Source organism: Streptomyces sp. NPDC104313 (assembly GCF_055583985.1).
Genome location: NZ_JBVJMW010000001.1, coordinates 814,512 through 837,970, shown reverse-complemented (window position 1 = coordinate 837,970; position 23,459 = coordinate 814,512). Strand labels below are relative to the sequence as shown.

The following is a 23,459-nucleotide window of genomic DNA, read 5'->3' as shown; positions in this document are numbered from 1 at the left end:
GGCGGGTTCCGAGCCCACCACCCGGGCGCGAGGGTGTCAATGCGCATGGCTGTTCTGCCGCATTTGCCGGGAATGGTGACGCCTTTGAGCCCTCTGGGGCTGGCGCGTCGGTCGAGAGTGGCCGAAAATGACCCATACCTGCCGCCCGGGGGGAACGGAATGTGACCCAGGGCACGTTGGGGTCGTTGTCATAACGCCTGCATCACGTCCACGTCTGCCACGGCGAGGCCTGGGTAGGTCTGCTGTGTCCTGTTCTCCATGGCCAGGAGGCCACCATGCCCGCTGCCGCGCAGCTTCTGCTCTCCGCCCTCTCCAAACAGGTACCCACGCATCCCGAATCCGGTCCACTGACCAGCGAACTTCCCCTTGCCGACGTCACCCACCTGATCAGCGGGCCGCCGCTCTCCGATGTCTCCGTCCTGCTCGGCGAATCCTCCTTCGCCGATTCCGCGCCGCTGACCAGCGAGCCTCCGCTCGCCGATGCCACCCCTCTCACGAGCGAGCCTCCGCTCGCCGCCGTCGCCCCTCTGACCAGCGAGCCGACCGCACCCGGCACCGCAGGGGGCATGGAGTTCCCAGGAGTCTGAATGGGCTTGTCCCGGCTCGCCGCACTGCACGGTGTCGCCACCTCCTACTCCCCGTCGCCGGATGTCACGGTGTCCGTCCCCGACGACACGGTCATCGCCGTGCTCGCCGCGCTGGGCGTCGACGCCGGCACTCCGGCGGACGTACGGAAGTGCCTCGTCGCCGCGGAGTCCCGCTCGCGCCTGCTGCCGCCGACCGTGGTGGTCTGGGCCGGTGAGCCCCTGCCGCCCGCCCTCGCCGGGCTGCCCCCCGGCTCGACCGTCACGGTCGAGCCCGAGCCGGCCGAGGCCCCGGGACACCCCTCGGGCCGTCCGCCCGCCCCGCTGAGCATGCGCGCCCGGGCGGTGGCCCCGGCCCCGCCCGTGCCGCCTCCGGGAGGCGCGGGCGGGGCCTCCTCCGTGCCGCCTCCGGCGGGCGTCGTCGGCGCCTTCGCGTCCGGCACCGCATCCGCGTCCGCGCCGCACCCGCGGGGCGCGGACGGGGAGCCCGATGCTCCGGCGGCCGTCCCCGCCTGGTGGATCCCGCCTGCCCCCGGCGTCCACCGCGTCCACGTCCGTACGCCGGACCATCGCCGCGCCGCGGCCACCCTCGTCGTCGCCCCGGCCCGTGTCCCGCAGCCGCCCGAGCGCTCCCACGGCTTCCTGGTCCAGCTCTACTCCCTGCTCTCCGCCCGCTCCTGGGGTATGGGCGACCTCGGTGACCTGGCGGACCTCGCCGCCTGGTCCGGGCGGACCCTCGGCTCCCAGTTCGTCCAGGTCAACCCGCTGCACGCGGCCGTTCCCGGGCACCCCACCGACCCGTCCCCGTACCGCCCCTCCTCGCGCCGCTTCCCCGACCCGGTGCACCTGCGCGTCGAGTCGATCCCCGAATACGGCCATGTCCGCGACCGGGCCACCCTGGACGACCTCCGGCAGGACGCCGCGGCCCTCAGCGAGGCGGTGCTGAACAAGGGGGCGCTGATCGACCGGGACGCCGTCCGGGAGCTGAAGCGGCAGGCCCTGGAGCTGGTCGTCGAGGTGCCGCTCACCCCCGGCCGCCGCGCCGCCTACTGCGACTTCCTGGCCGAGCAGGGCCAGCCGCTGGAGGACCACGCCCTGTGGTGCGCGCTCACCGAGGTGCACGGCCCCGACTGGCACGCCTGGCCCGAGGCCCTGCGCGACCCCCGCTCCCCGGAGACCGCCCGCGCCCGGACCGAGCTGCTGGACCGGGTCGACTTCCACTGCCGTCTCGCCTGGCTGACCGACACCCAGCTCGCCGCCGCCCAGCGGGCCGCCGAGGACGCCGGGATGAGCGTCGGGATCGTCCACGACATCGCCGTCGGCGTGCACCCGGCCGGCGCCGACACCTGGGCCCAGCAGGAGGCCTTCGCCCACGGCATGTCCGTCGGCGCGCCCCCCGACGCCTTCAACGCGCGCGGCCAGGACTGGGGCCTGCCGCCCTGGCGCCCCGACGTCCTCGCCGCCACCGGCTACGCCGCCTACCGGGGCCTGCTGCGCGGACTGCTGGCCCACGCCGGGGCCCTGCGCATCGACCACGTCATGGGTCTGTTCCGGCTCTGGTGGGTGCCCGAGGGCCGCCCGCCCACCGACGGCACGTATGTCGCGTACGACGCCGAGGCGATGCTCGCCGTCCTGGCCCTGGAGGCCCACCGGGCCCGGGCCGTCGTCGTCGGCGAGGACCTCGGCACCGTCGAGCCCGGGGTCCGCGAGGCGCTCGCCCGGCGCGGTGTGCTCGGCACCTCGGTGCTCTGGTTCGAGCGCGACTGGGACGGCGACGGGCGACCGCTCGCCCCGGAGAAGTGGCGCCGGGACTGCCTGGCCACCGCCACCACCCACGATCTGCCCTCCACCGCCGCCCGGCTGACCGGCGACCATGTGACGCTGCGTCATCGCCTCGGCCTGCTCACCCGCTCCCTGGAGGAGGAGCTGACCGAGGACGCCACGGACACCGCCGAGTGGCTGGCCCTCCTCGCCCGGCTGCGGCTGCTCCCCGAGGGCGACGGCGACGAGGAGGCCGCCGTCCGGGCCGTCCACCGCTTCCTGCTGCGCACCCCCGCCCGGATGACCGGTGTCTGGCTCCCCGACACCGTCGGCGACCGGCGCCCGCAGAATCTCCCCGGCACCTGGGACCAGTACCCCAACTGGCGCCTTCCGATCGCCGACGCCGAGGGGCATCCGGTCACCCTGGAAGAGATCACCGCCTCGCCCCGGCTGCACGCGCTGATGGACGTCCTGCGGACCCGGAAGCCCCGTACGGCACCCCCGGGGGAGCGCCGTCCCTAGGCGTTCGCTACGTTGGCACCGTGGACAAGAAGAACGCTATGCGCGCCGGCGTCGTTGCGGCCTGGACGACGCTGATGATGCTGCTCATGTCGAGCCCGGCGCTCGCGCTCACGCCCGACGACGGTGACGACCCGGCTCCGCGCCTGAGCGCGATCGAGACGATCGGTCTCTACGTCGTCGCGCCCATCGCCCTGTTCGTGGTGATCACGGGCCTGGTCATGGTCCTGGACAAGTCCAAGAAGCAGGTCTGACCCGCACGTAGACCATGTGCGAAGGGTGCGCCGCCGGTGGGAACTGCCGCGCGGCGCATCCGTGTGTCCGGCACCGGACGTGCGCACGGCCCCGTTCCGGCCCGGGGCCCCGTACGACAACACGGCCCGCGCCGGGCCGGTAGGTCGCGCCCATGACCGAGTGGGACGTCAAGAAGCTCCGCACCCTGCGCACCCTGCGCGACCGGGGCACGGTGACGGCGGTGGACCGGGCGCGGTTCACCGAACGCTCCATGGGCAATCCGGCGGCGTTGCGGCTGCTGCGGGTGGAGACGCGCGTCGACCCCGGGGCCTACGCCCGGGCCTCGGAGCTCACCCTCGTCCTGACGGTGCCCGCCGGGACCCCGGCGGAGCAGGCCGTGGCGGGGGTCAGAACCGGTGAGGACCGGCCGCTCGTCCTCACGCCGTGGCCGGAGTAGCGGGCCGTCGGGAAACCGGAGGAGCGCCCCCTCCGCCGCGGCGAGGAGGGCGCCCCTGGGAGCCGTACGCGAAAAGGTCAGGCCGCCGCGTCCGCCGCCCGGGCCTTCAGGGCGCGCTCCACACCGGACCGCGACTCCGACATCAGTCGGCGCAGGGCCGCACTCGGCTCGGCCGAGGCCAGCCAGGCGTCCGTGGCGTCCAGCGTCTCCTGGGAGACCTGGAAGGCCGGGTAGAGGCCCACCGCGACCTGCTGGGCCATCTCGTGGCTGCGCGAGTCCCAGACGTCCTTCACCGCGGCGAAGAACTTCTCCGTGTACGGGGCCAGCAGCTCGCGCTGGTCCGTCTGGACGAAGCCGCTGATGACCGCTTCCTGGAGCGAGTTGGGCAGCTTGTCGGACTCCACGACCGAGGCCCACGCCTCGGCCTTGGCCTCCTCGGACGGCCGGGCCGCCCGTGCGGAGGCCGCGTGGCGCTCGCCCGCCGCCGTCCTGTCGCGCTCGTACTCGGCGGCGATCTCCTCCTCGTCCAGCAGCCCGGTGGCCGCCAGCCGCTGCACGAACGCCCACCGCAGCTCGGTGTCGACGGCCAGACCCTCGATGGTCTCCGTGCCGTCCAGCAGCGACTGGAGCAGGTCCAGCTGCTGCGGGTTGCGGGCCGTGTTCGCGAAAGCGCGCGCCCAGGCCAGCTGGTGGTCGCTGCCCGGCTCCGCCGCGCGCAGGTGCGCCAGCGTCGCTTCGGTCCACTGGATCAGCGCGGCCTCACGGGCCTCCGGCGCCGCGTACAGGTCCACCGCCAGCTTCACCTGCCGGTGCAGCGACTGCACGACGCCGATGTCCGACTCCTTGCCGATGCCGGAGAGCACCAGCGAGAGGTAGTCGCGGGTCGCCAGCTCGCCGTCGCGCGTCATGTCCCAGGCCGAGGCCCAGCTCAGGGCGCGCGGCAGCGACTCGGTGAAGTCACCCAGGTGCTCGGTGACGACCCGCAGCGACTCCTCGTCGAGGCGGACCTTGGCGTAGGAGAGGTCGTCGTCGTTGAGCAGGATGACGGCCGGGCGGGCCCTGCCCTCCGGGAACGGCACGGTGGTCCGCTCGCCGTCGACGTCCAGCTCGATCCGCTCGGTGCGCACCAGCTTGCCGTCCGCGTCGAGGTCGTAGCAGCCGATGGCGATGCGGTGCGGGCGCAGTGTCGGCTCGCCCTTCGCACCGGCGGGCAGCGCGGGGGCCTCCTGGAGCACGGTGAAGGAGGTGATGTGACCGTGGGCGTCGGTCTCGATCTCCGGGCGCAGGATGTTGATGCCCGCCGTCTCCAGCCACGCCTTCGACCAGGTCTTCAGATCGCGGCCCGACGTCTTCTCCAGGGCGCCCAGCAGGTCGGAGAGGCGGGTGTTGCCGAAGGCGTGCGCCTTGAAGTACGCCTGGACGCCCTGGAAGAACGCGTCCTTGCCGACGTACGCCACGAGCTGCTTGAGCACGGACGCGCCCTTGGCGTACGTGATCCCGTCGAAGTTGACGAGGACGTCGTCCAGGTCCTGGATGTCCGCCATGATCGGGTGCGTGGACGGCAGCTGGTCCTGCCGGTACGCCCAGGTCTTCATGGAGTTGGCGAACGTGGTCCAGGAGTGCGGCCACTTCGATCCGGCGGCGTCCGCCTGGCAGGCGATCGAGGTGTAGGTGGCGAACGACTCGTTCAGCCAGAGGTCGTTCCACCACTCCATCGTCACGAGGTCGCCGAACCACATGTGGGCCAGCTCGTGCAGGATGGTCTCGGCCCGCACCTCGTACGCCGCGTCCGTCACCTTGGAGCGGAAGACGTACTGGTCACGGATGGTGACCGCGCCCGCGTTCTCCATCGCGCCCGCGTTGAACTCCGGGACGAAGAGCTGGTCGTACTTGGCGAACGGGTACGCGTAGTCGAACTTCTCCTGGAACCACGCGAAACCCTGGCGGGTGACGGCGAAGATGTCCTCCGCGTCCAGGTACTCCGCCAGCGAGGGGCGGCAGTAGATGCCGAGCGGGACGGACTGGCCGTCCTTCTCGTAGCTGCTGTGCACCGCGTGGTACGGGCCCACGATGAGGGCCGTGATGTACGTGGAGATACGCGGCGTCGGCTCGAAGGTCCAGACGTCGCCTGCGGGCTCCGGCGTCGGGGAGTTCGAGATGACGGTCCAGCCGGACGGGGCCTTCACGGTGAACGCGAAGGTCGCCTTCAGGTCGGGCTGCTCGAACGAGGCGAAGACGCGGCGCGCGTCCGGGACCTCGAACTGCGTGTACAGATAGGCCTGCTCGTCGACCGGGTCGACGAACCGGTGCAGGCCCTCACCGGTGTTGGTGTACGAGCAGTCGGCGACGACCTTCAGCTCGTTGGCACCCTCGCGCAGATGCGGCAGGGCGATCCGCGCGTCGCGGAACACGGCGGCCACGTCCAGGTCCTTGCCGTTCAGCACCACATCGTGGACGGCCGGGGCGACCAGGTCGATGAACGACTCCGCACCCGCCTCCGCGCAGTCGAAGCGCACGGTGGTCACGGACCTGTAGGTGCCGCCCTCCTGCGCTCCGGAGAGGTCGAGATCGATCTCGTACGCGTCCACGGTCAGCAGGCGCGCCCGCTCCTGTGCCTCTTCGCGGGTCAGATTCGTGCCAGGCACGCGGTCATCTCCTAGGTGTGCGACTTGATAAGCGACGTTTCGGCCCATCCTTCCACGCACGTGCTCCCAGCGCGATGTCCGTTTTCCGCCGGACGCGGACGGCTCCGCGGGACACGCTCGAACCATGACCGGACACCAGCCACGCCCCATCGACCCCGCCGCTCTCGCCGAACTCCGTACCGCCGACGACGCGGGCCGCCCCTGCCGCCCGTACACCGCGGCCGAGGGCGGCCACCCCCTGCGCTGCTGCCTGCGCGGCAACGACCCGGGGGAGCGCATCGCCCTCGTCTCCTACGCCCCGCTGCGCCGCTGGGCCGCCGCGACCGGGGCGAGCCCGGGGGCGTACGACGAGCAGGGGCCCGTCTACATCCACGCCGAGGCCTGCCCGGGCCCGGACCCGGCCGGCTATCCCTTCGCGCGGGCGGGTGCGCTGCGCGCCGTGCGCTGCTACGACGCCCGGGGGCACATCGTGGGAGGCCGGCTGCTGGAGATCCCGGCCGAGACGGAGAAGGGCTTCGACGTGGCCCTCGACGAGGCGTTCGCCGACCCGGAGGTGGTGTTGGCGCACGTGCGGGCCGTGGAGTACGGGTGCTTCCACTTCGAGGTGCGAAGGGGCTGAGACGGCATACGGAGGGGCGGCCACCCGGTGCACTCCGGTGGCCGCCCCTTCCCGTACGCGCGATGCCGCGGGTCAGCCCTTCAGCTCGGCCGCCACCAGCTCCGCGATCTGCACGGCGTTCAGCGCCGCGCCCTTGCGGAGGTTGTCGTTGGAGACGAACAGCGCGAGACCGTGGCTGACCGTCTCGTCGACCCGGATACGGCCCACGAAGGAGGCGTCCTTGCCCGCCGCCTGGAGCGGGGTCGGGATCTCCGAGAGCTCGACGCCCTCGGCGTCCTTCAGCAGCTCGTAGGCGCGCTCGACACCGATCGGACGGGCGAAGCGGGCGTTGATCTGGAGCGAGTGGCCGGAGAAGACCGGGACCCGGACGCAGGTGCCGGACACCTTCAGCTCCGGGATCTCAAGGATCTTGCGGGACTCGTTGCGGAGCTTCTGCTCCTCGTCCGTCTCGAACGAGCCGTCGTCCACGACGGAGCCCGCCAGCGGCAGCACGTTGAAGGCGATCGGGCGCTGGTAGACGGTCGGCTCGGGGAAGTCGACGGCCTCGCCGTCGTGGGCCAGCTTCTCCGCCTCGGCGACGACCTTGGCCGCCTGGCCGTGCAGCTCGGCGACCCCGGCGACCCCGGAGCCGGACACGGCCTGGTAGGTGGCGACGGTCAGCGCCTGGAGACCGGCCTCGTCGTGCAGCGGGCGCAGCACGGGCATCGCGGCCATCGTCGTGCAGTTCGGGTTGGCGATGATCCCCTTCGGGCGGACCCGGGCCGCGTGCGGGTTGACCTCGGAGACGACGAGGGGGACCTCGGGGTCCTTGCGCCAGGCGGAGGAGTTGTCGATCACCACGGCGCCCTGGGCTGCGACCTTCTCGGCCAGCGCCTTCGAGGTCGCGCCGCCGGCGGAGAACAGCACGATGTCCAGACCCGTGTAGTCGGCCGCGGAGGCGTCCTCGACGGTGACGCCGGAGCCCTTGAAGTCGATCGTGGAGCCCGCGGACCGGGCCGAGGCGAACAGCCGCAGCTCGTCGACCGGGAAGTTGCGCTCGGCCAGGATCCTGAGCATGACTGTGCCGACCTGACCGGTGGCGCCGACGATTCCGACCTTCACGAGGACTCCTCTGTTCTGCACGTCCGGCGTCTGCCCGCCCGTGCGTCTGTGCGGCCCGTTTGCCGCTCCATGATGCGTATGTCCTGGCCCGCCTTGTCCAATCCATTGTCCGACCTGCGGACTCTTCGCGCGAGGACCGCAGATTCTGCGACGTCCGTGTGTACGGGGGGAAGGATCTCCGGCGGCGGGTGGGTGTGTGACGAGGAACACGCACGACGGGGCGGGTGCTCGTGAGAGCGCCCGCCCCGCCGTCGTACCGCTGGGATCCGTTACGACCCCGCGAGTCCCGTTACGGCGTGACCTTCTCGATCACGACGCTGCCGGTGCCCGCGGCGGTGCCGCGCGTGTTGACCAGCCGGACCTCGCCGAAGAACTGGCGACCCTCGGGAGCCGCCCCGGCGACCACGACCTCGGCGCCGACCTGGGCCGACGCGCCGTTGGCCAGGTTCACCGCCTTGGTGGGGTCGACCTTGATCGTGCCGAGCGACGCCGAGTAGAAGACGTCACGGTAGTCGTACGTGGTGGTCCCGGACGGGATCGAGTAGCCGTCGACGAGGAACGTGTACGTACCCGCGGCGGGCTTCACCAGGCTGACCGCCTCCTCGGAACCGGCGGAGGTCGAACTGCCGACCTGCGTGGTTCCCCGGAAGACGTACAGGTCGAGGTCGGCGTTGGCGTCCGACGTACCGCCGATGGCGATGTCGAGCTTCTCGACACCCGCGCCGATGGTGACCGTGGTCCTACGGGGCTGGTCCGTCGAGATCGACGGCTTGTCCACCTTGGCCGAGCCCAGCGAGCCGCCCTGGAGCTTGCCCTGGAGGGCGGCGGCGCTGTTGGTGACCGTCCAGTTCACCGGGGCGGGGGTGCCGATCTTCGCCTCGGCGATGGTCTGCACCGCCGGGTCGAAGGTCGTGCCGAGAAGCGAGACATCCAGCTTGTACGGGTTGTCCAGCAGCGGCGACGTACGGCGCGCCTCGACCTCGATCTCCCACACGCCGGGCTGCGGGTCCTTGTAGGAACGCGCGTCCGGACGGCAGGTGTTGGCCGGGTTCTCGTAGTTCGGGTAGCAGAAGGTCGTCGTGGTCGGGTCGACCGGCGTCCCGTACGGGTGCAGCGAGATGAACCGCGTCTGGCTGCCCGAGCGCAGCGCGCTGAGGGCGACCTCGAGGGTCTTCGCGCCCTCCGGCACGTTGACGAAGTACGACGTGGTGCCGTTGCGCTGGACCGAGCCGGACGCCTTGTAGGCGTAACCGGGCTGGCGCAGTTCGTGGGCGATGACGACCGTGGTCATGATCTGGTGGTCCACGCCGGAGGTCTTCTTGTCGTCGACCTGGAGGATGGCGCTGTGTACCCCGGCGGACTTCGCCTTCGCCTTGACCTTGACCTTGACCGGCGTGCCGAGCGGTAGCGAGACGTACTGGGGGCTGCTGAGCTCGAAGGTGCCGTCGTTGTTCTTCCAGGACAGCTTGTGCTGGACGTCGCGGTCCGGGCCCGTGGTGCGGGTGACGACGACGTCGTAGACCTTGGTCTCGCCGGCCTTCAGGCCGCCCTCGCGGTCGTAGAGGCCGGTGCCGAAGCCCGGGTCCTTGAGCGCGAAGTCGATCGCGGTGTCGACCGGGGCCTTCACCGCGTACTCGTGCGCGGGCTTGCCCTGCTCGGCGATCTGCTTCCACGCCTTGACGATGTTGATCAGACCGGAGCCCTGGGCGTGCGCGGGCACGTCCTTGATGTGGCTCGCGGTGCTGGTCAGCGCGGTGCGCAGGTCGGCCGGGGGAAGCTCGAAGCCCTTCTGCTTCGCCGCCGACAGCAGCAGCGCGGCGGCGCCCGCCGCCTGCGGGGAGGCCATCGAGGTGCCCTGGAGCATGGAGTAGCCGGCCGGCAGGTCGTAACCCGCCTCCTTGGCCGGACCGCCCGGCGCCCAGGTCTGGGTGGTGTTGATGGACGCGCCCGGCGCCGAGATGACCGGCGTGAAGCCGCCGTCCTCACGCGGACCGCGCGAGGAGAAGGGCTGCATGTCGTACTTCTTGGTGACCTGGGAGCCGTAGTTGGCCGCCCACGTCTCCTTGGAGATCGACGCGCCGACCGAGATCACGTGGTCGGCGACGGACGGGTCGCCGATGGTGTTGAGACCCGGGCCGCTGTTGCCGGCCGAGATGACCAGCTGCACGCCGTAGATGTCGATGAGCCGCTTGTACAGCTCGGCGCGCGCGTTGTTGCCGTCGTTCAGCGGCGGCAGGCCGCCGATCGACATGTTGACGATGTCGACGCCGCGGTTGACGACGAGGTCGATCATGCCCTCGGTCAGCGCGATGTTGGTGCAGCCGCCGGACCAGGTGCAGGCACGCGAGGAGACGATCTTGGCGCCGGGGGCGGCGCCGTTCATCTCGCCGCCGAACAGCCCGTTGGCCGCGGTGATGCCCGCGACGTGCGTGCCGTGCGAGCCTTCGATGACACCGATGTTGACGAAGTCGGCCTTCGCGCCCGTGGAGTCGAGGACGACGTTTCTCCGGGTCTCGACGACGAACGGGATGCGCTCGACGACCGGGGTGCGCGGGTCGTCCTCACCGAAGTAGGAGACCTGGAACTTCTCCTTGTACGGCTTGAGGACCGTGTCGTCGGAGAAGTCCGCGTTGTTGTTCAGGTCCACCCGCGTGGTGCCGGTGACCGGGTCGTACAGCACGCCCCAGACGTCGGTGGTGTCACCGTCGCGGTTGAGGTCGCCCGCCATGTCGCCGCCGGTGGTGGCCGCCTCGGCGAACGTGGTGAACTTGTAGCTGCCCGCCGGCGCCGCGTAGGTCTTCCCGTCGGACACGAACGTCGGGCCGTCGACCGACCGGGACATCTCCAGCCAGGTGCCGTCGCCGTCGTTCACCGGGTCGGTCGCGGTCACCCAGTCGACGATCTTGCGCTCGCCGGTGGTGGTCTTCTTCAGCGCCGGGTGACCGAGGTCGACGCCGGAGTCCAGGACGCCGATGGTGATCCCGCGGCCGTCGGCCTCCGGGTGCTTCTCGACGAAGTCGACCGCGCCCGTCTCGAACGACGGGTTGTACGGGTTTTTCGCCGGGGTCTTCTTGTTCGGCGCCGCGTAATTGCCCGTGGCCTTCGGCTGCTTCGCTCCGGCGGCCCGGTCGCCCTTGGGTGTCGGGTCGTCCAGCTTGATCTCCTGCTTGAGATCGATGCCGAGGACGGAGGAGAGCTTGGAGGCCGCCGTGATGGTGGACTCGGCGCTCTTCGTCGGGACCGTCGCCCGGACGTAGCCGAGCTTGTCGTAGGTCTGGCCGAGCACGGAGCCCTCGACGGCGTCCAGCTGCTTGCTGACCTGCTCGGTCGCCCCCGGTGCGGTGGCGACCATCATGGTGATGCTCTTCTCGCCCTTGGCCTCGGCCTTCGCCAGGACATCGGCGTCGGCCTTGCCGAGCTTGTCGCCCCGGTCGCTCGTGGCGGCCGGTTTGACGGGTGCCGGTGCCGGGTCCTCGGCGGCGAACGCCGGAGCGGCGCCGGAGGCGGCGAGTGCGGCCGCCAGTCCGGCAGCGGCCGCGATACGAGCCGCGCGTCTGGCCCCGGGTATGGAGCTGGGGGATTCCTTGGTCATCAGCATCCCTGTAATTGAAAGAGAGAGTCCGGAATTCGGTACCGGATGACCGCTCAGCCTGTCGTAAATGACAGGGGTTTGTGGAGAGTTGGCGGAGGCGAGTCAGGGACATGGCAGAGATCCGCCACGGGGCGCGCTGCGCCACGAGGGATGAATGAGGTCAAACGGTGTGTCCGTGGCGCCTGGTGGCGCGGGTGGCGGCGGCTGTGGTCCGGACCAGGCGTGTCCGTGGCCGAGGCCGGACGTGTCAGTGGCCGAGGCCAGGCGGGTCAGTGGCCGGGAACAGCCGTGGCCCGGTGTCCCGAGGCCGGTCGCACCCGGTGGCCCGGGGTGACCGCAGCGCCTCCCGGGTGCGACCGGCCCCCGGGGCCCCCGGGCCCCCGGGCCGTCTCCCGCTCAGCGCGGCAGCACCATCACGTACGCCACCGGCTCCCGGTCGGCCGCCGCCATCAGCGCCGTCCGCACCACCGTCGCCTGCTGGTCCGCCGCCTCGCGCAGCTTCCTCGGCGTGAGGTGGACGACCGTGACCCCGAGCCGCTCCAGATGCGCCCGCTTCGCGGCGTACGCGGACCACTGCGGGTCCTCCTCCGCCCGGCCCCTCCGCGCCGGCACGCCGTACCGGGGCGCCCGGGCGTCCAGCTCCACCGCCACGGCCTGGTCGGGCCAGTAGGCGTCGACCCCGCCGAGCCCGGGCCCGCCCGGCAGCCGCAGCTCCACGTTCCACAGCGGCTCCGGCAGCCCGTGCTCGCGCACCATCGCGTACAGCCGCGCCTCCGCCACCGCCCGCCCCTCGGCCAGCAGCGAATCGACCGCGCCCACCACGGCGGGCCGCCCCAGCAGCTTCGCCTCGCTCAGCTCCCGGACCACGGCGGCCGGTTCGCAGTTCCTCTCGCGTACCGCCTCGGTCAGCAGCCGCCGGACGCCCGCCGCTTCCGCCGTGCCCGCCACCGCGTCCGCCAGGGCCCGCTCCACCGGCGCGACGGGCACCTCGCCCACCCGCACCGGGACCGGCATCGAGGCGGTCCGCAGCACCTCCACGAACCGGGTGGACCGCAGCCGCCGGGTGCGGGGAACCAGCACGTCGATCCGGTGCAGCGCCGCCAGGTCCCCGGCCGTGGCGAAGCCGTACAGGGCGAGCGCGGCGACCCCGGTGACCATCGACTCGCCGTACCCCGCGTCCGTGGGGCCCGCCGGAGCGCGCCGCGCGGAGGCCGGCGGACGCCCCGCGTAGAGCAGCGCGCCGTGCAGCCGCTCCCGGCCGGTGGGCGGGCCCGGGTGCAGCAGATAGACCCCCGGCAGCAGGTGCTGCCAGGGACCACCGGGCAGGCACTGGGCGGACGTCTGCGCCGCGGACACGCCCCGCGCCCTCAACTGGGCGGCGGACAGGACACGGTGCGCCACGTCCTCGGGGCGGTCGGGGTGAAGGGGGAGGCGGGGGAGACGGGGTGAGAGCGGGGTGTTCTGGGTCATGCCCCGGGGATTCCCGCCCGTGGAGGGTGGCATAACCCCTGTTACACGCCCGTCGACAACCCCGGACAACACCGTCCTGAAGTAAGGACGTTCGACCATCGAAAAGGGCCGTCGTGCCGGGAATCGGGGGAGGAGCGACCCGGTCGGGTGTGCGAGCGCCGCTTTCACGCCGCACGCACGCCTCGCCCGAGCGCCCCATCCTGCGTCCCTGCTCGGACACCGGCGATGGGGGCCTATGCCGCAGCCCGGTCGCACTCCTGGCCGCGCAGCGCCCGCGCGAGATCGTCCCGGGCCTCCCCTACCAGTCGTCGCAGGGCCGGGGCGGCGTCCTCGTGCTCGGCCAGCCAGGCGTCGCTCGCCGCGAGGGTCGCGGGGCTGTCCTGGAGGCCGGGGAACATCCCCCGCACCACGTGCATGCCGATCTGGATGGACCGCTCCGCCCAGATCCGCTCGATCACCTCGAAGTAGCGGCTCGCGTACGGGGTGAGCAGCTCCCGCTGGGAGGGCTGCTCGAAGCCGCTGATCGTCGCCTCGACCAGTGCGTTGGACAGCTTGTCCGACTCCACGACCGCCGCCCACGCCTGCGCCTTGACCGCCTCCGAGGGACGCGAGGCCAGGCACCGCACATGGTGGCGCTTGCCGGAGGCCGTGTCGTCGCGGGCCAGTTCGGCGTCGATCGCCGCCTCGTTCGCCACTCCGTGCGAGGCCAGCGGGGAGAGGAAGGACCAGCGCAACTCCTGGTCGACGTCGAGACCGTCGATCCGTGCCGTGCCCTCCAGCAGACCGCCCAGCAGCTGGAAGTCCTCCTCGGACGAGGCGACCGCCGCGAAGAAACGGGCCCAGGTCAGCTGGTGCTGGCTGCCCGGCCCGGCGGTCCGCAGTTCGCGCAGCGCGCCGTCGGCCAGCGCCCGGCCGCCCTCCTCGCGCCAGTCGGGGGCCGCGTAGTTGACCAGCGCGGACTGCGCCCAGGCGTGCAGCATCTGAAGGACGCCGATGTCGCTCTCCCGCCCGGCGAACGCCAGCACCAGCGCGACGAAGTCGCGGGCCGGCAGGGCCGCGTCCCGGGTCAGGTTCCACAGGGCCGACCAGCACAGGGCGCGCGCCAGCGGGTCGGTGATCTCGCCCAGGTGGTCGCGCAGCGTGGCCAGCGACCCCTCGTCGAAGCGGACCTTGCAGTAGGTGAGGTCGTCGTCGTTGACCAGGATCAGATCGGGCCGCTCGGAGCCGGCCAGGGCCTCCACCACGCTCCGCTCACCGGCCACGTCCACCTCGGCGCGCGCGTAGCGTGTCAGCTCGCCCTCCGGCGTACGCCGGTACAGGCCGACCGCGACACGGTGCGGGCGCAGCTCCGGGTGCGAGGCGGCGGCCTCCTGGACGACGGCCAGCTCGGTCAGCGTCCCGTCCGCGTCGTACGTGGGCACGGGGGTGAGCACGTTGACGCCCGCTGTCTGGAGCCACGAGCGCGACCAGGCCGTCATGTCACGGCCGGACGTCTCGGCCAGCACCGACAGCAGGTCGCCCAGGCGCGTGTTGCCGTAGGCGTGGCTCTTGAAGTAGCGCCGGGCGCCTTCGAGGAACGCGTCGCGCCCCACGTACGCCACCAGCTGCTTGAGCACGGACGCGCCCTTGGCGTACGTGATCCCGTCGAAGTTCAGCTTGGCGTCCTCCAGGTCACGGATGTCCGCCGTGATGGGGTGCGTGGAGGGCAGCTGGTCGGCACGGTAGGCCCAGGCCTTGCGGTTGTTGGCGAAGGTGATCCAGCCGTTGGTGAAGCGGGTCGCCTCGACCATCGAGAAGGAGCCCATGAAGTCCGCGAAGGACTCCTTCAGCCACAGGTCGTCCCACCACTCCATGGTGACCAGGTCGCCGAACCACATGTGCGCCATCTCGTGCAGGATGACGTTGGCACGCCGCTCGTAGGCGGCCGAGGTGACCTTGCCGCGGTAGATGTACTCCTCACGGAAGGTGACCATGCCCGGGTTCTCCATGGCGCCGAGGTTGTACTCGGGCACGAACGCCTGGTCGTACTTCCCGAAGGGGTACGGGTAGTCGAAGTGGTCGTGGAAGAAGTCCAGGCCCTGCTTGGTGATCAGGAAGACGTCGTCCGCGTCGAAGTGCTTGGCGAGCCCCTTGCGGCACATCGCGCCGAGCGGGATCTCCAGCGTGGTGCCGTCGTCGAACGTACGGCTGTAGTGATCGCTGACGTAGTGGTACGGACCGGCGACGACGGCCGTGATGTACGTGGAGATCGGCTTCGTCTCGGCGAAGGTCCACACCCCGTCCTCGTGCGACTCCTCGGCCCCGTTGGACCAGACCCGCCAGTCGGCGGGGGCGGTCACCCGGAAACGGTAGGGGGCCTTGAGGTCGGGCTGCTCGAAGTTGGCGAAGACACGGCGGGCGTCGGCCGGCTCGTACTGCGTGTAGAGGTAGACCTCGCCGTCCTCCGGGTCGACGAAGCGGTGCAGGCCCTCGCCGGTCCTGCTGTACGCGCAGCGGGCGTCGACCACGAGGACGTTCTCGCCCTCGACGAGCCCGGCCAGCGCCACCCGCGTCCCGTCGAACACGACGGCCGGGTCGAGGGCCGTCCCGTTCAGCGTCACCGCGTCCACCCCCGGGGCCACCAGGTCCGCGAAGGTCGAGGCGCCCGCACGGGACGAGCGGAACCGGATCGTGGTCAGCGAACGGAAGGTCCGCGGGCCGGACTCCCCGCCGCTCCCGTCGGCCCCCTCGGGCTCGCCGACGGCTGACCGCAGGTCGAGCTCGACCTCGTATCCGTCGACGGTCAGCAGCTCGGCCCTCTTCTGGGCCTCGTCGCGGGACAGGTTTTCACCGGGCACGGGCACTCCTTCGTGACGCGCGTTGTGTCGTGTTCGAACCCATTGATCCTTGCACGCGTCTCCGTGCGACGACATTGTGGGAATGGGTGCCTCTTGGGAGGTGTTCTCGCCCGCAGGTGTAACACGCCCTTCTGAGGAGAGACATGTCCGAGAAGACCCCGGCCGACGTCAAGACCCCGGTTGATTTCTGGTTCGATCCGCTCTGCCCCTGGGCGTGGGTGACCTCGCGCTGGATGCTGGAGGTGGAGAAGGTCCGCGACGTCGAGGTCCGCTGGCACGTGATGAGCCTGGCCGTCCTGAACGAGGACAAACTGGACGAGCTGCCCGAGGAGTACCGCGACCTCCTGGAGAACAAGGCCTGGGGCCCGGTCCGGGTCGTCGTCGCCGCCCGGCAGCTCCACGGCGACGCGGTCGTCGGCCCCCTCTACACCGCGCTCGGCACCCGCTTCCACAACAACGACGAGGGCCTCACCCCCGAGACCGTGGCCGCCGCGCTGAAGGACGTCGGCCTGCCCGCCGACCTCGCGGAGTACGCCGACTCCGACCGGTACGACACCGAGCTGCGCGCCTCCCACAAGGAGGGCATCGACAAGGTCGGCCAGGAGGTCGGCACCCCGGTCATCGCCGTCCCCGGTGCGGACGGCGAGCAGGTCGCCTTCTTCGGCCCGGTCGTCACCCCCGCCCCCAAGGGAGAGGATGCGGCGAAGCTCTGGGACGGCACGCTGCTGGTCGCCTCCGTCCCGGGCTTCTACGAGATCAAGCGGACCCGTACGCAGGGCCCGATCTTCGACTGACGGAGCTCTGAACACAGCGCCGCGCGTATCCGCACGGGGGACAATGCCCTCATGTGGATACGCGCTGGCGAGGCGGCCGAGGCCGCCGCACTGACCGAACTGGCCCTTCGGTCGAAGGGCCACTGGGAGTACGACGCGGAGTTCCTGGCCGCCTGCCGCGAGGAGCTGACCGTCCGTCCCGCTGACGTGGCGGCCCGGCGGACGGCGGTGGCCGAGGAGGACGGCCGGATCCTGGGTTTCACCACGCTGGACGGAGAGCCGCCGAGGGGTGCGCTCGGCATGATGTTCGTCGAGCCGGACGTGATCGGCAGGGGCGTCGGGCGACGGCTGTTCGCCCACACCATGGATGAGGCCCGCAGGCTGGGCTTCACCCACCTCACCATCGACGCCGACCCGAACGCGGAGCGGTTCTACCGGGCCATGGGCGCGGTCCGGGTCGGCGTCACCCTGTCCGGCTCCATCCCGGGCCGCGAACTCCCGCTGCTGGAGGTCGCGCTGGCCTGAGGACGGCCGACTACGGGGCGGGTGGGCTTCCGGGCCCGCTCTGTCAGTGGTGCGCCGTACGGTGAGGGGCATGCGCATCTCACCGGAAATGATCACGATCGACTGTGTCGACCCCCAGGCCCTGGCCGCCTGGTGGGCCGAGGCGCTGGGCGTCGAGGAGACACAGGACTACGACGCGTTCGTCGTCCTCGCGGCGACCCCGCTGGTCCTCGGCTTCCAGCGGGTGCCCGAGCCCAGAGCCGCCAAGAACCGGGTGCACGTCGACTTCTCCTCGCCCGACCGCCCGGCCGACGTGGAGCGCCTGGCGAAGCTGGGCGCGACCGTCGTCGGCGAGCAGTCGATGCAGGGGATGACCTGGACCGTCCTCCAGGATCCGGAGGGCAACGAGTTCTGCCTCGCCGACGCCGGAAGCCACTGACCCGAACGGCGGCGGAACCCCGCCGCCGGGTCCCGCCGCCGCTACCGCGCGCCCGGCTCCGCCGCCTTCTTGAAGACCTCGAACACCGCCATGTAGTTCGATTCGCCGTGACCGTCCTTGATGGCCTGTGCCGCGATCTCCCGCATCAGCCGCGGCTGTTCGGCGTGCACACCCTGCTCCTCGGAGGTGAGCGCGATGTGCTCCAGCGCGTTCAGGTTCATGCGCAGGGTGCCCAGGTCGCCCGGGTAGTGGCTCGCGTCCAGATCAGGCGCCTGCTCGACGAGGGTCGCGTCCACCACCGTGGGCAGGAACCAGTTCACCGCGAGATCGGCGAACTCCTCGGCCCGTACGCCCGCCGAGCCGACCAGCGCGGTGGCGTGCAGGAATCCGTTCACCGTCGCGTACATCAGGCCGAGCAGCGCCGCGTTGTGGAGCACCGCGAGCCCGGGGTCGGAGCCGAGGTGCCGGGGGTCGCCCAGGCTCGCCAACGTGGCCCGGTGGGCGTCGAAGACCTCGCGCGGGCCGCTGTAGAGGAAGACGGCTCCGGGGCCCCCGACGAGCTGTGGCGGCACCATGACCGCGCCGTCCAGATAGCCGAAGCCCCGCTCGGCCGCCCAGGACGCAGCCGTGTGCGCCTCGTTCGGCGTACCGGAGTTGAGGTTGACCAGGGTCCGGCCCGCCACCGCGCCACCGGCGGGATCGAGCACCTCGTACAGCGTCGCGTAGTCCTTGAGGCAGACGACGGTGAGAGGGCCCGCGGCCACGGCGTCGGCCGCGGACGCGGCGAGCCGCGCTCCCCGGGCGACGAGATCGCGGGCCTTCTCGGGGGTGCGGTTCCAGACGGTGGTGGGATGACCGTTCTTCAGGAGGGCTTCGGCGAGGGCGAGGCCCATGGGGCCCAGGCCGATGACGGTAACGGGGTTGTCCTGCGGGCGTGTTGAAGGCTCATGTGTCATGCGGACTAGGCTGTTGTCTCACACCGGTGTGAGAGTCAACCGAATGTGGTGATCGTCATATGCGCATGGGGGAGTTCGCCCGACGGACGGGCGTCAGCCAGCGGTCGCTGCGCTACTACGAGGAGCAGGGCCTGCTGCGCCCGGCCCGCCGCCCGAGCGGCTACCGCGAGTACGAGGAAGCGGACGTCGTGACCGTACGGGGCATCCGCATGCTGCTGGCCGCCGGTCTCCACACGCCCGTCATCGCCGAGCTGCTGCCCTGCATGGTCGACCAGGGCCGCATCCTGGAGCCGGCCTGCTCCAGCATGCTCCCCGACCTGCGCCGCGAACGCGCCCGCATCGACGATTCCGCCGCCGCCCTCCTGGCCGCACGCGACCGGCTGGACGCGCTGATCGAGCTCACGGAGGTGTCGGGCGTGACCGACGAGGAGGCGTGCGCGGCGGTGGCCGCGGGTGCGAAGGCGTGATCGCTCGGTCACGAGCGGTCCGGGATAGGCGCCTTCGGAGACATCGCGCCATGGGTGCGGAGTTGTGGTCAGGGCAGGTCGGTACCGCTGTCGCGTTCGCTGCCGGAGGGGTCGTCCTCGGCGGTGAGACGCCGGACCTCGCCGTGGATCTGCTCGGTGATGAGGTCGCCGAGCGGGTCGGTGACGGTCCAGGAGTGCGGGCCGCAGTGGTGGTCGAAGTACGCGCACGAGGTGACGGTACGGGTGGCCAGTTCGCGGAGGACGGCCGGACACAGGGGCAAGGTGTCGAGCCGGTAGACGCGGTGGGCCCCGACGCCGGTCCACAGGAGCCAGAGGTCGCGGTCGTCCGGGGTGTCGGCGGTCCACAGGTGGGCGGCGTGCTCGGCCGCCTCGTCGTGCTCACCCAGCTCGCAGAGCAGGAACTCGTCCTGGTCGAGGACGTCGGGCGGGTGGTCGGGCCCGCCTTCCATGGTGGCGAGCGCGAGAAGCGTTTCGTGGAACGGTACGTCGGTGACGGCGGTGCATTGCAGCACGTGGACAGGTCTCTTCCGTTCTCTTCCCGGGAAATGCCAGGGCCTTGCGACGCCGACTCCTACGGCGGCGACCTCAGGCGCCGGACCAGCGCGTCCACCACGGCCGACCGCCAACGTCCCCGTTGCGCGATCGCCGCGTCCAGCCCGGGGTGGTTCCGGGCCCGGTAGGCGGGATCGGTCTCGATGCGTACGCGTTCGGCGAAGGGTGAAAGCGGCGCGTGGACGTGGGCGGCTGCCCGTCTCCGCGCGCCCCACAGGCGTGGCTTCACCGGGGTCCGGCCCCGATGGGCAGGTGAGCCCAGACCGTCTTTCCGGGGTTCCGGGGCCGTACGCCCCATCGCTCGGCGAGCGCGTCGACGATGAACAGGCCCCGGCCGGACGTCTCGTCGTCGGCGGGCTCGCGGAGTTCCGGCATCAGCCACTGGTAGGAGTCGGCGACCTCCAGGATCAGCACGCTGTTCCGACGCCGTAAACCCAACTCGAAGTGGTCGCCGGTCCCTTTTGCGTGGGTGATGACGTTGGTGGCCAACTCGCTGGTGATCAGCGACGCGTCGTCGATGAGTCCGCCGAGTTTCCACCCGATGAGGACTGTTCTGACATGCCGTCGAGCGGCGGGAACGGAGTCCCCGCGGACTCGGAACCTCTTGCTGTCTGTGCGCCCGGACATACGTCCCCCAAGGTCGTGAGCAGGCGGAACCAGGGTTACCTGGCGTGCCGGAATCGGCACTCACTGTGATGCAAGCCACGCTAGGCGTGAGGTGGGACGTGAAGCAAGCAAATCTGTAATGCAAGCTTGCATTCACTCGTCCGAGGCAACTCGCTGGCGATAGGGAACAGTTGCCAGGCAGACTGGCGGGAAGGGAGAGGGGGGTCTATGCCCGCAGGTGGGAAGCCCACGGTCCGTAGTCGCAGGTTGGGGGCTGCGCTCAAGAGGCTTCGGTTGAACGCGTGCCTGGACCAGGAACACGCAGCCGAGGCGGTGGCGTGTTCCACCGCAAAGATCAGCCGCATCGAGTCCGGATCGGTGAGTGCGCGCGTCGGTGATGTGCGCGTACTGCTCGATCTGTACGAGGTGAAGGACGCTGCCGAACGTCAGTTGCTGGAGAAGCTGGCAAGGGACAGCAACAAGCGTGGCTGGTGGATGGATTTCGCGGCTGATCAGCCTGTGCGGGAGATTCTGGGTGACTTTCTCTCTCTGGAGTCGGACGCCACGTACATCCGTACCTGGCAACCGATCTTCATTCCTGGTCTGCTGCAAACTCCCGAATACACAAGAGCGTTGACCGACGCCAGCCCCGATGTGATCACCGACGAGGCGGCCGACCTGGTCGTCAAGGTCAGGCAGGAGAGGCGCCGAGTCTTCGAGGAGACGGGTGCGCGGTTCGCTGCGGTCATCTGGGAGCCGGCGATCACCGGTCCGATGCCTTCGCCAACTGTTCATCGGGCGCAGCTCGCCCACCTCAACAAGATGGCCAAGCAGCCCAACATGACGATTCAGGTGCTGCCGCACACCGAGTGGGCCGCCGCGCGAGTGTCGCCCGCATTCGTCGGTCTCTCGTACGCCCAGGAGACGTCGCCCGAAGCGATCATTCTCGATGCGGTCGCCAACTGCATCATCCTCGAAGAGCGGGACGTCATGGCCAGCTACGTACATGCGTTTGACACACTCAGGTCGGCCGCCCTCACGCGGACCGAGAGCATGGCCTTCATCGAGAAGATCGCGAACAGCGTCGCCGCCGGAAACGAGGAATCGTGAGCAGTCAGGACATCATGTCTCCCTTTGAGAGGTCGTCGTACTCCTCTGGGGGACAGGGGACTGAGTGCGTCGAGGTGGCCCACACCGCCGACGGTGGCCGGGCTGTCCGTGACAGCAAGGACCCGGCTGCCGGGCTCCAGTTCTACGGCCCCGGCCACTGGGCCGCGTTCATCGACGGTGTGAAGACGGGGGCCTTCGGCGGCTGACGGGTCTGCGTGGGCGGGCCGACCCGTCAGCGCACCCCCGGCGCTGCCGCCTCCAGCTCCGCCACCGTGCCCGACATCACCGTACGGATGTGGCGCGTCAGGTGGTCCGCCGGCCAATCCCACCAGGCCACCGCCAGCAGGCGCGCGACGTCCGCCTCCTCGTACCGGGTGCGGATCAGGCGGGCCGGGTTGCCGCCGACGATGCCGTAGTCCGGGACGTCCGAGACGACCACGGACCGCGAGCTGATGATCGCGCCGTGTCCGATGCGGACACCCGGCATGATCACGGCCTCGTAGCCGATCCAGACGTCGTTGCCGATCACGGTGTCACCCCGGTTGGGCAGGCCCGTCAGCAGGTCGAAGTGGTCCGCCCAGGACCCGCCCAGAGTCGGGAACGGGAACGTGGACGGGCCGTCCATACGGTGGTTGGAGCCGTTCATGATGAACCGCACCCCCGTGCCCAGCGCGCAGAACTTGCCGATCACCAGGCGCTCCGGGCCGTAGTGGTACAGCACGTTCCGGGTCTCGAACTCCGTGGCGTGCTCGGGGTCGTCGTAGTACGAGTAGTCGCCGACCTCCACCAGCTCCGAGGTGATCAGGGGCTTCAGCTGCACCACGCGCGGCTGGCCGGGCATCGGGTGCAGGACGGTGGGGTCCGCCGGGACGGGCGCGGGGGCAGAGGTCATGGGATCGCTTCCGGGAAAGGGTTACGGGCGGAGGGGCTTGGATCATCGTGGCATCCGGGCCCGGCGGGAGGCGGGCATTTTCCCGCCCGGCCGGGATGGGGCGATGAGGTGATGCGGCGATGCTGGAAGCGATCGAAGCGGTGGACCGGGAGGGTCTGCCGGGCGCTTCCGGTAGCCGTCCCTACGCGGCCACCGCCCCCGCCCCGGGACCCAGCCGGAACGGCTCCCCCTGCGACCAGCGGGCCGCCACGCCCCGCATCACCAGCGCACTGTCCAGCACCGCGCTGCCCGGCGGGAAGCGGTCCGGGTCCTCGAAGAACGAGGAGTGCACGGAACGGGCCCGGCCCGCCGTCACCTTCCAGGCGTCCGTGGACAGTTCGAGGACGTCCAGATGGGTTCCCCCGGCGTTGGGGGAGAGGCCCCGGCTGCCGAGGCGGAAGAACTCCGACGCCTCCGCCAGGTCCGTGAACAGCTCGCTGCCGCGCAGTTCCTCGGCCGGTTCCACCATGGCATCCACCTCCACCTCGCCGTCCCGGGTCGCGAAGGCCACCCGGGCGCCGTCGGCGTCCTCCCGCACCGTGAAGTCCGCGCGGCCGTGCTCGCCCGGGTAGATCCGCCCGCCCGCGAAGGCGTTGAGACGGGAGGCGGTGTCGCGGCGCGGGATGTAGACGCCGCGCTCGACGCCGTCCGGCCCGTCCCACTCGACGGAGATCCGGTGTGCCGCGTTCTCGCTGGTCAGCCCGGTCGCCGCGGGGGCCCAGGCGGGGCGGACACCGCCGATCCGCAACAAGCAGATCCCGGCCACCGCCTGGCCGCGCACCAGTTGGGGCCGCAGTGGCGCGGGCAGCAGGGCCCCCGCGACGTGACGGTCGACCCGGTAGTTCACCAGGAGGCGGCGTTCGATGACGCTGGAGAGTCGGGGCCGGATCATGAGGCGTCTCCTTCCGGCGCGGAGCGCCACTTGGTGTTGCGGAGCACGATCTGCTCGGGGCACACGGCGCTGAGGAAGCGCCCCACGCACATGGCGAGCCGTTCCTCGGCGAGGGAGTAGAGGATGCGGTTGGCGTCCCGGCGCTCGGTCACGAGCCCGGCCCCCTTGAGCACGCCCAGATGGCGCGAGATGGACGGGGCGCTGATCGAGAACCGGCTCGCGATCTCCCCGGCGGCCAGCTCGCCGCCCCGCAGGTCCTCAAGGATCTGGCGGCGGGTGGGATCGGCGAGCGCGCGGAAGGCGCTCGCCTCTTCGTCAGTGGGCGATTCCATAGGTGCATGTTTAGCACATGAGCTAAACAGCTAAATGGCCGCCATGGGGGAGCCCCC

General features: G+C 71.0%; 22 protein-coding genes. 11 read left to right on the top strand and 11 right to left on the bottom strand.

Annotated elements, in window-relative coordinates; genetic code table 11:
* Positions 1 to 275 precede the first annotated feature (275 nt).
* The 4 genes from ACZ60Q_RS03725 (at position 276) to ACZ60Q_RS03710 (ending at position 3,555) form a co-directional block, all read left to right on the top strand.
* Positions 276 to 587, top strand: a complete 312-nt coding sequence (locus ACZ60Q_RS03725) for a hypothetical protein (protein WP_469627784.1) — start codon at positions 276 to 278, stop codon at positions 585 to 587.
* Positions 588 to 2,867 (top strand): 4-alpha-glucanotransferase, encoded by a 2,280-nt coding sequence (gene malQ / locus ACZ60Q_RS03720; protein WP_469627781.1) that lies wholly within the window; start codon positions 588 to 590, stop codon positions 2,865 to 2,867.
* A 20-nt stretch (positions 2,868 to 2,887) separates the two neighbouring features.
* A complete protein-coding gene (locus ACZ60Q_RS03715; RefSeq protein WP_469627778.1) occupies positions 2,888 to 3,118 on the top strand; it encodes a hypothetical protein in 231 nt (76 codons plus the stop codon).
* 152 nt (positions 3,119 to 3,270) lie between these two features.
* Positions 3,271 to 3,555: a hypothetical protein gene (locus ACZ60Q_RS03710; protein WP_469628020.1), complete on the top strand. Its 285-nt coding sequence runs from the start codon at positions 3,271 to 3,273 to the stop codon at positions 3,553 to 3,555.
* Positions 3,556 to 3,632: 77 nt separating this feature from the next.
* On the opposite strand, the gene pepN (ACZ60Q_RS03705) is transcribed toward ACZ60Q_RS03710, so the two are convergent.
* Positions 3,633 to 6,200: an aminopeptidase N gene (gene pepN / locus ACZ60Q_RS03705; RefSeq protein WP_469627775.1), complete on the bottom strand. Its 2,568-nt coding sequence runs from the start codon at positions 6,198 to 6,200 to the stop codon at positions 3,633 to 3,635.
* A 124-nt stretch (positions 6,201 to 6,324) separates the two neighbouring features.
* Here pepN (ACZ60Q_RS03705) and ACZ60Q_RS03700 point away from each other — a divergent pair, with 124 nt between their 5' ends.
* Positions 6,325 to 6,819, top strand: coding sequence for a DUF1203 domain-containing protein (locus tag ACZ60Q_RS03700; RefSeq protein ID WP_469627773.1), 495 nt, complete (start codon positions 6,325 to 6,327; stop codon positions 6,817 to 6,819).
* A 72-nt stretch (positions 6,820 to 6,891) separates the two neighbouring features.
* Here ACZ60Q_RS03700 and ACZ60Q_RS03695 read toward each other — a convergent pair whose 3' ends face one another.
* From ACZ60Q_RS03695 to pepN (ACZ60Q_RS03680), 4 genes are all read right to left on the bottom strand, one after another.
* Complete coding sequence (locus ACZ60Q_RS03695; protein WP_469627770.1) at positions 6,892 to 7,920, bottom strand: aspartate-semialdehyde dehydrogenase; 1,029 nt, start codon at positions 7,918 to 7,920, stop codon at positions 6,892 to 6,894.
* A gap of 289 nt (positions 7,921 to 8,209) precedes the next feature.
* Positions 8,210 to 11,518 carry a S8 family serine peptidase gene (locus tag ACZ60Q_RS03690; RefSeq protein ID WP_469627767.1) on the bottom strand — a complete coding sequence of 1,103 codons (3,309 nt, stop codon included), beginning with the start codon at positions 11,516 to 11,518 and terminating at the stop codon, positions 8,210 to 8,212.
* Between the two features lie 390 nt (positions 11,519 to 11,908).
* Complete coding sequence (locus ACZ60Q_RS03685) at positions 11,909 to 12,982, bottom strand: hypothetical protein (RefSeq protein WP_469627764.1); 1,074 nt, start codon at positions 12,980 to 12,982, stop codon at positions 11,909 to 11,911.
* A 233-nt stretch (positions 12,983 to 13,215) separates the two neighbouring features.
* Entirely contained in the window at positions 13,216 to 15,819 is a 2,604-nt protein-coding gene (gene pepN / locus ACZ60Q_RS03680; protein WP_469627761.1) for an aminopeptidase N, read from the bottom strand.
* A gap of 143 nt (positions 15,820 to 15,962) precedes the next feature.
* Here pepN (ACZ60Q_RS03680) and ACZ60Q_RS03675 point away from each other — a divergent pair, with 143 nt between their 5' ends.
* The 3 genes from ACZ60Q_RS03675 to ACZ60Q_RS03665 all read left to right on the top strand — a co-directional run bounded on the left by ACZ60Q_RS03675 (position 15,963) and on the right by ACZ60Q_RS03665 (position 17,535).
* A complete protein-coding gene (locus ACZ60Q_RS03675; RefSeq protein ID WP_469627758.1) occupies positions 15,963 to 16,613 on the top strand; it encodes a mycothiol-dependent nitroreductase Rv2466c family protein in 651 nt (216 codons plus the stop codon).
* A gap of 51 nt (positions 16,614 to 16,664) precedes the next feature.
* A complete protein-coding gene (locus ACZ60Q_RS03670) occupies positions 16,665 to 17,117 on the top strand; it encodes a GNAT family N-acetyltransferase (RefSeq protein ID WP_469627756.1) in 453 nt (150 codons plus the stop codon).
* 70 nt (positions 17,118 to 17,187) lie between these two features.
* Positions 17,188 to 17,535, top strand: coding sequence for a VOC family protein (locus ACZ60Q_RS03665; protein ID WP_469627753.1), 348 nt, complete (start codon positions 17,188 to 17,190; stop codon positions 17,533 to 17,535).
* A gap of 41 nt (positions 17,536 to 17,576) precedes the next feature.
* On the opposite strand, the gene ACZ60Q_RS03660 is transcribed toward ACZ60Q_RS03665, so the two are convergent.
* The gene (locus ACZ60Q_RS03660; RefSeq protein WP_469627750.1) at positions 17,577 to 18,491 is read right to left on the bottom strand and encodes an NAD(P)-dependent oxidoreductase; all 915 of its coding nucleotides are present in this window, start codon (positions 18,489 to 18,491) and stop codon (positions 17,577 to 17,579) included.
* 59 nt (positions 18,492 to 18,550) lie between these two features.
* Between ACZ60Q_RS03660 and ACZ60Q_RS03655 the strand changes: the two genes are divergently transcribed.
* On the top strand, positions 18,551 to 18,958 hold the full coding sequence (locus ACZ60Q_RS03655) for a MerR family transcriptional regulator (RefSeq protein ID WP_469627747.1): 408 nt from the start codon (positions 18,551 to 18,553) through the stop codon (positions 18,956 to 18,958).
* 68 nt (positions 18,959 to 19,026) lie between these two features.
* Here ACZ60Q_RS03655 and ACZ60Q_RS03650 read toward each other — a convergent pair whose 3' ends face one another.
* Together ACZ60Q_RS03650 and ACZ60Q_RS03645 are read right to left on the bottom strand one after the other, a co-directional pair.
* Entirely contained in the window at positions 19,027 to 19,491 is a 465-nt protein-coding gene (locus ACZ60Q_RS03650; RefSeq protein ID WP_469627744.1) for a hypothetical protein, read from the bottom strand.
* A 265-nt stretch (positions 19,492 to 19,756) separates the two neighbouring features.
* Complete coding sequence (locus tag ACZ60Q_RS03645; RefSeq protein WP_469627741.1) at positions 19,757 to 20,158, bottom strand: ATP-binding protein; 402 nt, start codon at positions 20,156 to 20,158, stop codon at positions 19,757 to 19,759.
* 207 nt (positions 20,159 to 20,365) lie between these two features.
* Between ACZ60Q_RS03645 and ACZ60Q_RS03640 the strand changes: the two genes are divergently transcribed.
* Together ACZ60Q_RS03640 and ACZ60Q_RS03635 are read left to right on the top strand one after the other, a co-directional pair.
* Entirely contained in the window at positions 20,366 to 21,247 is an 882-nt protein-coding gene (locus tag ACZ60Q_RS03640; protein ID WP_469627739.1) for a helix-turn-helix domain-containing protein, read from the top strand.
* A gap of 14 nt (positions 21,248 to 21,261) precedes the next feature.
* Positions 21,262 to 21,453, top strand: a complete 192-nt coding sequence (locus ACZ60Q_RS03635; protein WP_469628010.1) for a DUF397 domain-containing protein — start codon at positions 21,262 to 21,264, stop codon at positions 21,451 to 21,453.
* Positions 21,454 to 21,479: 26 nt separating this feature from the next.
* Here ACZ60Q_RS03635 and ACZ60Q_RS03630 read toward each other — a convergent pair whose 3' ends face one another.
* The 3 genes from ACZ60Q_RS03630 to ACZ60Q_RS03620 all read right to left on the bottom strand — a co-directional run bounded on the left by ACZ60Q_RS03630 (position 21,480) and on the right by ACZ60Q_RS03620 (position 23,402).
* Positions 21,480 to 22,139 carry a CatB-related O-acetyltransferase gene (locus ACZ60Q_RS03630; RefSeq protein WP_469627736.1) on the bottom strand — a complete coding sequence of 220 codons (660 nt, stop codon included), beginning with the start codon at positions 22,137 to 22,139 and terminating at the stop codon, positions 21,480 to 21,482.
* A 181-nt stretch (positions 22,140 to 22,320) separates the two neighbouring features.
* Positions 22,321 to 23,070, bottom strand: a complete 750-nt coding sequence (locus tag ACZ60Q_RS03625; protein WP_469627733.1) for a DUF2071 domain-containing protein — start codon at positions 23,068 to 23,070, stop codon at positions 22,321 to 22,323.
* Entirely contained in the window at positions 23,067 to 23,402 is a 336-nt protein-coding gene (locus ACZ60Q_RS03620; RefSeq protein ID WP_469627730.1) for a metalloregulator ArsR/SmtB family transcription factor, read from the bottom strand. Before ACZ60Q_RS03620 ends, ACZ60Q_RS03625 begins: the two co-directional genes overlap by 4 nt.
* Positions 23,403 to 23,459 lie beyond the last annotated feature (57 nt).